This window comes from Rhizobium moroccans (genome assembly GCF_057559155.1).
Genome location: NZ_JBHFJG010000040.1, coordinates 5,083 through 16,925, shown reverse-complemented (window position 1 = coordinate 16,925; position 11,843 = coordinate 5,083). Strand labels below are relative to the sequence as shown.

The window sequence follows — 11,843 nt, the reverse complement described above, 5'->3', positions numbered from 1 at the left end:
GCTGTCATGCACTATTTATCCATCCATTTCCATCCAATTTCCACGAGAGAGTTTGTCAGCGTGAGCAAAAATGCCGAATAGGCGTGCTCGTCGAAGGCTTGGACAACCAAGCTGCGCGTGCTCAGCTCCGATGTCTCAGAGCGTTGACGATTAGTGCCATCGCGGGGGACATCTGCCGTCGGCTGGGATAGTAAAGGTGGTATCCCGTGAACGGCTCACTCCAATCGTCGAGGACAGCCTGCAACTCTCCAGACCTGATATGTCCTTCCACGAGATCCTCCGGTATGTAGGCAATCCCGTATCCTTTGACGGCGGCATCGATCTGGGAGATCGATGAATTGAAGCTGAGCTGCCCGTTGACCCTGACCCGCAACTCCCGCCCGTCCTTCTCGAATTCCCAGGCATAGAAGCCGCCCCATGTTGCTTGCCGCGTATTGATGCAGACATGGCTGACAAGATCCTGCGGCGTGTTGGGAATTCCGTGCCTGACGAGGTATTCCGGGGAGGCGACGGCCCGCAACCTCCAGTCAGGGCCGATGCGCACGGCGATCATGTCCTTGTCGACGCTCTCGCCGAGCCGGACGCCGGCATCGAAACGTTCCTCGACGATGTTGCGCATCCCGTTGTCGCTGTAGAGCTCGACCTTGACGTCAGGATTGTCGGACAGGACACGACTCAGCTTAGGCCAGACCGTCGTCTGGAGAGCATGATCAGAGAGCGTCAGGCGCACTGTGCCCGACGGCTTCTCCCGGAAAGTCACCAAATCTGCCAGATCTGCTTCGATCCCCTCAAATCTCGGAGAGAGCGACTGTAGCAGGCGCTCGCCAGCCTCCGTTGTTGCCACGCTGCGGGTGGTCCGCGTCAGCAGGCGAACTCCCAGCCGCGCCTCCAACTTCTTGATCGTATGGCTGAGAGTGGACTGAGAGGTACCGAGGTTGGCCGCGGCCTTGGTGAAGCTCTGCTCCCTCGCCACCTCGATGAACCACAGCAAATCCTTCACATCCTCCCGCAGCATGGCGGCCCAGGCTCCTATTGATGTTCTGTATCGATAACTTCATGCGGATTAGCACGGATTGTTCGCAAAGTCCCCCGGCAATATCTTTCTCTTGCAAGTCGCGAAACGCGAGCACGCAAGGATCCATGACATGAGCATAACCTTTGAAGATGGCGTCGAGAGCCAGAAAGCCGCTTGGGGAGCAGTATTCTCCATGACGCTTTGCGTCTTCGTTCTGATCGCCTCCGAGTTCATGCCGGTCAGTCTTTTGACACCGATTGCGTCGGGCCTCAGCATCTCCGAGGGGCAGGCGGGGCAGGCGATCTCGATCTCCGGAGTCTTTGCGGTCGTCACGAGCCTGTTCATCGCGACAATCACGCGCCGTCTCGACCGGAGGATCGTCGTTCTCGGACTGACGTCTCTGCTGACGATCTCCGGCCTTATCGTGACATTTGCACCAACCTATTCGGTTCTCATGTTCGGCCGGGCACTTCTTGGCATTTCGATCGGAGGCTTCTGGTCGATGTCGACGGCGATCGTCATGCGGCTTGTATCCGGAAGCCAGGTGCCCGCAGCGCTTGCCCTGCTCAATGCCGGGAATGCGATAGCCGCGACCATCTCGGCTCCGGTCGGCAGCCTTTTGGGCGCCTATATCGGCTGGAGAGGGGCGTTCTTCCTCGTAGTTCCGATCAGCCTACTTGCGATCCTCTGGCAGTTTATCAGCCTTCCCTCGCTGCCTGTGCGGGACAGCCGGTCTACGCCGAACGTGTTCAGACTGCTCCGGCGTCCACCGGTCATTGCTGGAATGATGGCAATCCTGCTCCTCTTCATGGGCCAGTTCGCGCTCTTCACCTATCTCCGGCCGTTTCTGGAGCAGGTGACCCACCTCGACATAGAGACGCTTTCGCTCACCCTCCTCATCATGGGCCTTGCTGGGGCCGGCGGCACCTGGATGATCGGCAGACTGCTGAGGCAGCGTCTGTTCAGCATCCTTGTTGTCATACCCTTGGTGATGGCGGGCCTTGTCCTGTTCATGATCGCGTTCGGAGACCGGGAAATCGCGGTGTTGGCCGCACTCGCGGGCTGGGGCTTCTTCGGTACTGCCGCTCCTGTAGGCTGGGGAACCTGGCTCAGTCGATATCTCGCCGATGATGCCGAGGCAGGAGGAGGGCTGCAGGTCGCTGTCATCCAGCTCGCAATCACGGCGGGAGCATCGATCGGCGGCCTCCTCTTCGACGCCGTGGGCTGGTGGTCGGCCTTTCTCCTCAGCGCAGCCTTGCTTCTCGGTTCGTCTCTAGCGTCGGTCGTCGCCTGGCACACTGTCAGGAGGGCCTCATGAGCAATCGATTGCATCCGATGAAGCGCCGCACCGTGCTGGCACTAGGGGCTTCTGCCTTCGCTCTGCCGAGACAGGGCCTGAGCCAGACAGATCCCAACAACCAGGAGCCGACAGACGTGAAGATAAAGCTTACTTTCAACGACCGAACGACGACGGCGACGCTCTATGACAATCCATCCGCCCACGACTTCGCTTCCATGCTGCCGCTCGATCTCGAGATTAAAGACTACGGATCGAACGAGAAGATCGCCTACCTGCCGCGGAAGCTGACAACGCAAGGAAACGGGCCATTCTCGAACGAGCGGCCATACGACCTCTGCTACTACATGCCCTGGGGAAACCTCGCGATGTTCTACGCCGACTACAAGCATCCGGGCCTCGTCCGGCTTGGTCGCTTCGACGACGGCTATGAAGCGCTTCACGTGCCTGGGGAATTCCCGCTGCGCATCGAGCGCATCCAATGACACTCAATCCATCCAGACAGGAGACTTCCAAATGAGCAAGCGCATTGAGACGCAGGACGGCTTCGATTCGAGCAGGCGCGGCCTGATGAAAGCAACTGGTGTCGCCGTCGCGGCCATGAGCCTCATCCCGGCGGCTGCCGCCACCCAGGCCCTGGCTCAGACCGCGGAATGGGACAAGACCTTCCACAAGAGCGACAAGGTCGACCATCAGAAGGTCTCGTTCAAGAACCGGTATGGCATCACTCTGGCGGGAGATCTCTACCTCCCCAAGGAGCGAGGGGACGGTACGCTGGCCGCCATCGTCGTCAGCGGGCCGTTCGGCGCGGTGAAGGAACAGTCGTCCGGGCTTTATGCGCAGACGATGGCAGAACGTGGATTTGCAACGCTAGCCTTCGATCCATCATATACCGGAGAGAGCGGCGGCGAACCGCGTAACATCGCCTCGCCGGACATCAACACCGAGGACTTCAGTGCGGCGGTGGACTTCATCGGGCTGCGGTCAGAAGTCGATCGTGAGCGCATTGGCGTGATCGGCGTCTGCGGCTGGGGCGGCATGGCTTTGAATGCCGTTGCAGTCGACAAGCGCGTCAAGGCAGTCGTCGCCAGCACCATGTACGACATGACGCGGGTCATGTCCAAAGGTTACAACGACAGTGTTTCCCTAGAGCAACGCACGCGGACGCTGGAGCAGTTGAGCCGGCAGCGTTGGGCCGATGCGGAAAAGGGTACTCCCGCGTACCAGGCGGCGTACAACGCCGAAGTCGGTCCAGGTGCGCCGCAGTTCATGGTCGATTACCACGACTACTATTCAACGCCCCGCGGTTATCATAAGCGCGCTGTCAACTCGGGCAACGCCTGGTCGCAGACCACGCCGATCTCGTTCATGAACATGCCAATTCTGACCTACATCGCGGAGATCTCGCCGCGTCCGATACTGATCATCCACGGCGAGAAGGCTCACTCACGCTACTTCAGCGAAACCGCCTTCGCAGCCGCCGCGGAGCCGAAGGAACTGATGATCATTCCGGACGCAAACCATACCGACCTTTACGACCGCATGGACAAGATTCCCTTCGACCGGATAGCCGAGTTCTTCGGTCAGCATCTGGCATAAGCTGGCTCGCGGTCGAGGTAACCATAGGCGGCGAGGTGATTTTCTGGTCACAACGCCGTCTCGCTTCTCATCAGGAGACACGAAATGACAGACAATATCGCTGGCAAGACCATCGTCATCACGGGCGCCTCGAGCGGCATGGGTGCCGCAGCCGCCCGGTATCTCGCAGCCAAGGGCGCCAACGTAGTCCTTGGAGCGCGCCGCTCCGATCGGATCGACGCCCTGGTCGCCGAACTCAGTGAAGCCGGCCACAAGACCACTGCCGTAGTCACCGACGTGACGAGGCAAGAGGACCTACGGAAGTTGATCGACACGGCTGTTGAGACCTACGGACGGGTCGATGTGCTCATCAACAATGCGGGCGTCATGCCGCTCTCGCCCATGGATCGATTGAAGGTGGACGAATGGGACCAGATGATCGACGTTAACGTCAAGGGCGTCCTTTACGGCATCGCCGCAGCGCTCCCCCATATGAAGGAGCAGAGGTCGGGCCACATCATCAATCTATCCTCCGTGGCCGGCCACAAGCTCTTCGGCGGCTCGGCCGTATATTCGGCGACCAAGTTCGCAGTCAGGGCATTGTCGGAGGGGCTGCGGCAGGAGATGGCGCCTTACAACATCCGCACTACGATCATCTCGCCCGGAGCCGTCAAGACGGAACTGCTTGACCACATCAGCGAGAAGGACGTGCAGCAGGCGAACCAGGATTACGTCGGTCAGGTCGGCGTACCAGCCGACACGTTTGCCAGGATGGTTGCCTTTGCAATTAACGAACCCGAGGATGTCGCGGTGAATGAGATCCTGTTCCGCCCGACGGCGCAGGAACTTTAAACCAGCCTTAGACCGCCTTCGTCTTTGCAGTGTCGCCGAAGTTTGATGTCGAGATCCGATAGATCCTATCAGAAACGGCGTTCTAATCCTGCGTTTCCTCGCTCCTATCTCATGGTGGTTGGTACACCACCGAAAGGATGACGCCCGTGAAACTTCTGGCAGCCGCCACCCTCACTCTTGCGACCATCGCATCTTCACCCGCCTCCTCCCAGCAGAGTTCGACCATGACCAGATCGACAAGCGTGTCTTCGAACGACATCCGGAGCGTTTCCCCCGCTCTCGGGCGATACGAGAAGGAAGACGTCGTCGAAGGCCTTTGGGCCCGCCCGCAGCTTTCCGTGCGCGATCGTAGCGTCGTCACTGTCGCCATCCTCGTCGCCCGCAGTCAGGCCGCCGATCTTCCACTTTACATGAACCTTGCGCTCGACAATGGCGTGACACCCAAGGAACTGTCCGAAATCATCACTCATCTCGCATTCTATGCGGGCTGGACGAACGCGACGTCGGCGGTGGCTGTCGCCCATGACATCTTTGCCGAGCGGAACATCGGTGCGGATCAGTTGCCTGAAGCTTCTCCGGATCTCATGCCGCTCAACCAGGAGGGCGAGGCTGAACGTCAAAAGGCGGTCCAAGGCCTGCTGGGCGATGCGTCGCCTGGGCTGGCGGACTTCACGACGGATCCACTGTTCAAAGATGTCTGGCTGCGACCGGATCTCTCGCCTCGCGACCGCAGTCTGGCGACCATCACGTCCCTGATGGCCAACGGTCAGGTGGCCCAGCTCGCAGGCCACCTCAATAGGGCGCTCGACAACGGGCTCACGCCCGAACAGGCAGGCGAGGTCGTCACCCAGATCGCCTTCTACGCCGGCTGGCCGAATGCCTTCTCGGCGGGGCCTGTCGTCGCCGAAGTGCTCAAGAAGCGCCGGCAGTGACCGAACCAAGTGTATCGAACAAGAAGGATCGGCAATATGAAGAAGACCCTCATCGCTGCTACCCTTTCCACCATGGCATTAGCCGACGCGCCTGCAGCTAGATCTGAAAACATTACCGTCAGCCCCGTCGGCGCCGCGGCATCTGTCCTCGCCGATCCTAAGAACTTCACAGGCAACGTCGTCGTCGATATGCTTCTGCCCAGCTCACTATCGACACCAGCCTCATCCGGCCTTGTCACCTTCGAACCCGGTGCTCGAACAGCGTGGCATAGCCACCCGCTTGGTCAGATGCTGATTGTCACAGCAGGTAAAGGGTGGGTGCAACAGGAAGGCGAGGAACGTCAGGAGATCCGTCAGGGAGAGACCGTCTGGATTCCGGCAGGTGTCAAGCACTGGCATGGTGGGACTGCGCAGAACGCCATGAGTCACTACGCCATCACCTACATCCAGGATGGCAAGAACGCCGAGTGGTTGGAACTCGTTTCTGACGAGCAGTATTTGGCCAGGTAGCGTTGGATCATTCGGGCGTAATGATCCAAGGAAAAGGTCCGAACCGGTGGCGGAAGGTGGGGAACTGGTGGGCATAGGGGATCAAAGATAGCGGTCCCCCACCCGGCCGGAAGCTTGGGCATGCAGGGCGGCTCCCACATAGATCTGACCACGCCAGGTATGCCACGGTGCCTTCCTTCCTTCATGTTGTAGTTGTGGTGCGGGACGGGCTATTCGGCGGCCTGCCGAACCGCGCGGCACTTGGCGAAGCCGTCGCTAATGATGTCCTTGGGCAGATCGCGACCAATGAAGACAAGACGCGTGATCCGGTCCTCATTTTCCTTCCACGGCCGCTGATGGTCCCCTTCAAGCAGCATATGGACCGCCTGGACGACGAAGCGGTCGTTGTCGCCGGCAAACGAGATGATTCCCTTCATCCGCAGCATATCCATGCCGAACGCCTGAACCGTAGTTTGCAGCCAGTTCAGGAATCTCCCCGGATCCATAGGCTCCCGTTCGACGAGCGAGAAGCTGGTGACATGGTCGTCGTGCTCGTGCTCGTGCTCCTCGTCCAGAAAGTCCGGCTCCACCTCAAGGATTCGATCGAGATCGAACGCCTTGCGGTCCAAGATACTCGCGATGTCGACGCCGCAGCGTTGAGACCTCATGATGCTGGCAACCGGGTTGATGCGCCGGATTCGTTCCTCGACGGCCAGCAGCTCGGCATCATTCACCAGATCGGTCTTGTTGAGGATGATGGTGTCGGCAAAGGCGAGTTGCTCCTGCGCTTCATGCGCCTGGTCGATTTCACCGAGGAGGTGCTTGGCGTCCACGACCGTAATGATGGAGTCCAGCCGTGTCTTCGAGCGAACGTCTTCGTCGACGAAGAAGGTCTGCGCCACCGGCGCCGGGTCAGCGAGGCCTGTCGTCTCGATGAGAATGCCATCAAACCGATCCCGCCGGCGCATCAGGCCTTCGATGATGCGGATCAAGTCGCCTCGAACCGTGCAGCAAATGCAGCCGTTGTTCATCTCGAACACGTCCTCGTCTGACTCGACGATGAGGTCGTTATCGATGCCGACCTCGCCGAACTCGTTGACGATGACGGCGAACTTCTTTCCGTGCGGCTCCGTCAGGATTCGGTTCAGAAGCGTGGTTTTGCCGGCGCCGAGGTAGCCGGTCAGAACTGTGACCGGGGTCGGTTCAAGGTTTTGCTGTGACATAGGCACCTCCAGATTTGCGCAGCGTATTCCGCGTTTTTGCAAACGTTATACCATAACATTTATGTTGACGAACGTAATAACATTACCTAAGCAGTCGCTGTCAATCCCCGAGGACCCGATGGGCGACATTTGGCGGCCGGCAGGCCTCTTCGAGACAACGGAGCGCAGGTTTCTGGATGTTTGGCGGACTGTTCAAACGGCGCAAGGGCGCCCGAGAGACTTTCGAGGAGCCTATTGTGAGGCGTCTTTACGATTCCATACCGGTAACATTGCTGACCGGCTTTCTGGGATCCGGGAAGACGACCTTGCTCAACGATATCCTTGCTGACGCCCGCATGGCCGGCACTGCCGTCATCGTCAACGAGTTCGGTACCGTTCCCATCGATCATGATCTGGTGCGCACCGGTTCGGAAACCTATTTCCGCACCACGACCGGCTGTATCTGCTGTACGGCAACAAGCGACATCAGGGCATCACTGCACGAACTGCACGAAGCATGGATGCGGAGCGAGATCCTCCCTTTCCAGCGGGTCGTGATCGAGACGACCGGGCTTGCCGACCCGGCGCCCATTATCAACAGCATCATTCCTGGTGGTTCACCGGCCATGGGGCTGAGGGATCACGTCGTGGCCCGGCATTTTCATCTTGCCCGCGTCGTGACGACGTTTGATGTGCTCGACGGCCGTTCAACGCTCGACAGTTTCATGGAAGGCTGGAAGCAGCTCGCATTTGCCGATCATGTGGTCCTAACTAAGACCGATATCGCCGATGGCAACCATGATTGGCCAGCTGAACTCAAGGCTCTCAATCCTGCGGCGGCCTATCATGATCGCCATCGACGGGAATTTGATCTGTTAGGGCTATTCGGAGCGGGCGCTTACTCCGTCACCGGAAAGGCCGAGGATGTGCCTGGGTGGCTTGCGATCGAGAGACTTGCCGCGCACCCGGACCATGCCCACGACCCCAACCGGCACGGCGACGAAATCGAGGCCATCAGCTTGAGCCACGACGTGCCCCTCTCGCCTCAGGCGGTCGAGACCTTCCTGCATATCGTCACGACCAATGTCGGATCTGGCCTCCTACGCCTCAAAGGCATGTTCGCGCTCGCGGACGCTCCAGACCGGCCCCTCGTGGCACATGCGGTGCAACATCGTCTTTACCCGCTCCAGCGTCTGGAGAGATGGCCGGATGATGACAGGCGCAGTCGTGTCGTCCTCATCGGCCAAGATATGCCGATCAAGCCCATACGGGATCTGTTCGAAGTGCTGGCCCCGCGTCGGGCGAGAAAAAAGAAGGGAACGGCATGAGCGAGGCCTTCGTCAATCCCCTGGCACGGAACGGACCGTCGGTCGTCAGCAGTGCTCGCTCTATCAAGTTATGGGCGCGCAAGCTGCTCTCGCTACCCGACGAGGCCGTTGTTTCGGTAGGCGAGCTCGCCTGCCACGTGCCCGGCTGCCCTCCGAAGGAGACGGTTATGCTGATCATGCAAGGCGGGCGAACGATGCAGGTTTCGATTCATAAGGCGATGCGGGAGGTCCGACTTCAGGATCTCGCTGCCGCTCTTGTTTCAGACTGGGAGGGAGGCTGAATGCCTCGGTTGTCAGGTATCCCTCACCGCAGGCGTATCGGGGTCGTTCTCGCGACTGCGACAGTCGTGCTCGTATCGGAGAAGCTCGCTCGCAGCGACGACTTCGAGCGGAGCATCTCCGCACTTGCAGAGGCATCGTATAGCCATCTGCGAGTGGCTCATGCCTGTCGGCCGGTGTTGGGGGAAGCCCGCTACTACGAGGCGCGGGTGGCTGTCGAAAACGCCTTGCGGGCCGCTGGCTTACCCATGCACTTAGCCGTCTCATCGGCAGAAACAATGGTGTCGGAAGCACGCGTATCAGCGTCCGGTGAGCCTCGTGAAGAGTTGACGAACTGTCCCGTCGAGTTTGTCAGGACGAAGGCAGTGATCAATCGGCTGCGTGAGCAGATCGATGCTTTTTCTCGCCTGAACCCTCGGTAGGGCCTCGCCACGTCAGACACGACCTTTGAACCATCTCATGAAATCGAGAACCCCACCATGCGAACATCAATCCCCTCGGTGAATGTAACGCTCCTGAGTGCAGTTGTTTTGGCTGCAACTGGTCTCGTTGGGCGACAGACGCTCGCGGCCGAGACAACCTACCCGCTCACTCTGCAGAACTGCGGCCGCTCCGTGACTTTCGAGAAGGCACCGACGCGGACCGTATCGATCGGCCAAAGCAGCACCGAAATCCTTTATCTGCTTGGCCTGGCCGACAAGGTCGCGGGCACTGCACTCTGGGTCGGGCCGGTTTTGAAGGGCTACGAGGATGTCAACGCCGAGATCGACCGTCTCGCGGACAACGATCCGAGCTTCGAGAGTGTGCTTGCCAAGAAGCCGGATATCATCACCGTGCAGTTTCAGTGGCAGATCGGCCCGGAAGGGGTTGTGGCCAAGCCCGAGCAGTTCGAGGAACTTGGTATTCCCGTCTACACCTCTCCGTCCGATTGCGCCGGTAAGGAAAACACCGCCGCCAGCGACGGTGTACGTCATCAGGCCTTCACTATGGATCTCGTCTATCAGGAGATCCGCGAACTGGCGCAAATTTACAACGTCCAGGAAAAAGGCGAGGAGGTCGTCGCCGACCTGAGGAAGCGCGAGGAAGCGGCCCGCGTCATGGTCGCATCAGCCGAGGGCAAGCTGTCGGCCGTCTTTTGGTTCTCGAGTGCCGCCGAAGCCGACCCCTATGTCGCGGGCAAGAATGGTGCCCCCGGATACATTATGTCGGCGCTCGGTATCGAGAATATCATCACGGCCGACGACGAATGGCCGACCGTAGGCTGGGAAACCATCGCCAAGGCTGACCCGACGATCATTGTTGCCGGCTCCATGGAGCGGCGGCGATATCCGCTGGACAGTCTTGAGGCCAAGCTCAACTTCCTCAAGTCCGATCCCGTCGCAAGCCTCATGCCCGCGGTGAAGAATGGGCACGTCTTTGCCATGGACGCACAGGCCATGAACCCGACGATCCGCACGATCGACGGCATTGAGGCGCTGGCCGATAGCATTGCCAAAGCCGGTCTGGGCCAGTGAACCGGATGGTCGCATCGATCGGACGCACGGGCGCGGCTTTCGCCGCGCTCGTCGTTCTCATGACCGTGCTCTGGTTTGGTGCGGCGATCGGGGAAACGGCGATCCCGTTCTCGGCCGTTGCGCAGACGGTTGCAAATCGTCTCTGGGATGCCGGATATCCTCTGGATCCACTCGACGAGGGGATCATCTGGAGCTATCGGCTTAGCCGGGCTGTGGTCGCCGCCTCCTGCGGCTCGGCTCTGGCGCTCTCCGGCGCCGTGCTGCAATCGCTGCTGCGCAATCCGCTGGCCGATCCCTATATCTTGGGCATCTCTGCTGGAGCCTCGACAGGCGCCGTCACCGTCGCGATCCTTGGGTTTGGAGCCAACATGTTGACCTTGCCGCTCGGTGCCTTTCTCGGTGCACTTATCGCTTTCCTGCTGGTGAGCGTGCTCGCACTGAAAGCCGGGCGCACCACGGCGGCGATCATCCTGGCCGGCGTCGCAGGTTCGCAGCTGTTCAACGCGCTCACATCTTTCATTGTCACCAAGGCGGCGACGGCCGAACAGGCCAGGGGCATCATGTTCTGGTTGCTCGGCAATCTTTCCGGTGTGCGCTGGCCGGATGCTTCGCTGGCCGTGCCTGCGGCACTGGCCGGCCTTTTGATCTGCCTTCTCCATGCGCGCACGCTTGATGCCTTCACTTTCGGTTCTGAGTCGGCGGCCTCTCTCGGCATTTCTGTCCGCCGGACCTATCTGGTCCTAGTCGGAGCCGCCGCGATGATGACGGCCACCATGGTCTCGATCGTCGGATCGATCGGATTCGTCGGCCTCGTCATTCCGCATGCCGCGCGGATGCTCGTGGGTGTTCGCCACGGTGTCCTACTTCCAGCATCCGCGCTGATCGGTGCCGTCTTCATGATTGTCGCCGATATCCTCTCGCGCACGCTTATTCCCGGGCAGGTCCTGCCTATCGGCGTCATCACCGCGCTCATCGGCGCTCCCGCCTTTGCTCTTATTCTCAGTCAGAAGAGGGCGCGCGCATGACGCTTTCAGTCAACAGCGTTTCCTGGGCCGCCGGAGGGATCGAAATCCTCACAGACGTCTCGCTGACGGTAGAGAAGGGCGAGTTCCTCGGCATCATCGGTCCCAACGGTTCCGGGAAGACGAGCCTGATGTCGCTGCTTGCCGGCATCCGTAAACCGAAGTCGGGTGCAGTCTTCCTGGATGGCGCACCAATCGGGGAGCTTGGTCGGCGTGCCGTCGCCCAGCGTCTGGCGTTCGTCGAGCAGCAGGCGGAGACAGGGGAACGGATAACGGCGCGGCAAGCGGTCGAACTCGGCCGCACGCCTTTTCTCGGCGCGCTGTCGTCTTGGTGG

The 11,843-nt window shown here is 60.1% G+C and carries 13 protein-coding genes; 11 read left to right on the top strand and 2 right to left on the bottom strand.

Annotation, left to right across the window (positions count from 1 at the left end):
- Positions 1–121: 121 nt before the first annotated feature.
- Positions 122–1,015 carry a LysR family transcriptional regulator gene (locus ACE04I_RS19165; RefSeq protein WP_487207517.1) on the bottom strand — a complete coding sequence of 298 codons (894 nt, stop codon included), beginning with the start codon at positions 1,013–1,015 and terminating at the stop codon, positions 122–124.
- A 130-nt stretch (positions 1,016–1,145) separates the two neighbouring features.
- Between ACE04I_RS19165 and ACE04I_RS19160 the strand changes: the two genes are divergently transcribed.
- From ACE04I_RS19160 to ACE04I_RS19135, 6 genes are all read left to right on the top strand, one after another.
- Positions 1,146–2,333 carry an MFS transporter gene (locus tag ACE04I_RS19160; protein WP_487207516.1) on the top strand — a complete coding sequence of 396 codons (1,188 nt, stop codon included), beginning with the start codon at positions 1,146–1,148 and terminating at the stop codon, positions 2,331–2,333.
- On the top strand, positions 2,330–2,797 hold the full coding sequence (locus ACE04I_RS19155) for a cyclophilin-like fold protein (protein ID WP_487207515.1): 468 nt from the start codon (positions 2,330–2,332) through the stop codon (positions 2,795–2,797). Before ACE04I_RS19160 ends, ACE04I_RS19155 begins: the two co-directional genes overlap by 4 nt.
- Positions 2,798–2,828: 31 nt before the next feature.
- Positions 2,829–3,911: an alpha/beta hydrolase gene (locus tag ACE04I_RS19150; protein WP_487207514.1), complete on the top strand. Its 1,083-nt coding sequence runs from the start codon at positions 2,829–2,831 to the stop codon at positions 3,909–3,911.
- Positions 3,912–3,995: 84 nt separating this feature from the next.
- Positions 3,996–4,742, top strand: coding sequence for an SDR family oxidoreductase (locus tag ACE04I_RS19145; RefSeq protein ID WP_487207513.1), 747 nt, complete (start codon positions 3,996–3,998; stop codon positions 4,740–4,742).
- 137 nt (positions 4,743–4,879) lie between these two features.
- Positions 4,880–5,674 carry a carboxymuconolactone decarboxylase family protein gene (locus ACE04I_RS19140; RefSeq protein ID WP_487207512.1) on the top strand — a complete coding sequence of 265 codons (795 nt, stop codon included), beginning with the start codon at positions 4,880–4,882 and terminating at the stop codon, positions 5,672–5,674.
- Positions 5,675–5,710: 36 nt separating this feature from the next.
- Positions 5,711–6,184 carry a (R)-mandelonitrile lyase gene (locus ACE04I_RS19135; RefSeq protein ID WP_046796994.1) on the top strand — a complete coding sequence of 158 codons (474 nt, stop codon included), beginning with the start codon at positions 5,711–5,713 and terminating at the stop codon, positions 6,182–6,184.
- 209 nt (positions 6,185–6,393) lie between these two features.
- Here ACE04I_RS19135 and ACE04I_RS19130 read toward each other — a convergent pair whose 3' ends face one another.
- Positions 6,394–7,386, bottom strand: a complete 993-nt coding sequence (locus ACE04I_RS19130) for a CobW family GTP-binding protein (RefSeq protein WP_487207525.1) — start codon at positions 7,384–7,386, stop codon at positions 6,394–6,396.
- Positions 7,387–7,562: 176 nt separating this feature from the next.
- Here ACE04I_RS19130 and ACE04I_RS19125 point away from each other — a divergent pair, with 176 nt between their 5' ends.
- The 5 genes from ACE04I_RS19125 to ACE04I_RS19105 form a co-directional block, all read left to right on the top strand.
- Positions 7,563–8,693 carry a CobW family GTP-binding protein gene (locus ACE04I_RS19125; RefSeq protein ID WP_487207511.1) on the top strand — a complete coding sequence of 377 codons (1,131 nt, stop codon included), beginning with the start codon at positions 7,563–7,565 and terminating at the stop codon, positions 8,691–8,693.
- Positions 8,690–8,974: a hypothetical protein gene (locus tag ACE04I_RS19120; RefSeq protein WP_487207510.1), complete on the top strand. Its 285-nt coding sequence runs from the start codon at positions 8,690–8,692 to the stop codon at positions 8,972–8,974. Before ACE04I_RS19125 ends, ACE04I_RS19120 begins: the two co-directional genes overlap by 4 nt.
- A 477-nt stretch (positions 8,975–9,451) precedes the next feature.
- Positions 9,452–10,486, top strand: coding sequence for an ABC transporter substrate-binding protein (locus ACE04I_RS19115; protein WP_082118502.1), 1,035 nt, complete (start codon positions 9,452–9,454; stop codon positions 10,484–10,486).
- A gap of 5 nt (positions 10,487–10,491) precedes the next feature.
- Entirely contained in the window at positions 10,492–11,511 is a 1,020-nt protein-coding gene (locus ACE04I_RS19110) for a FecCD family ABC transporter permease (protein ID WP_170986314.1), read from the top strand.
- A partial coding sequence (locus ACE04I_RS19105; RefSeq protein WP_487207509.1) for an ATP-binding cassette domain-containing protein occupies positions 11,508–11,843 on the top strand: 336 nt, incomplete at its 3' end. The genes ACE04I_RS19110 and ACE04I_RS19105, both read left to right, overlap by 4 nt.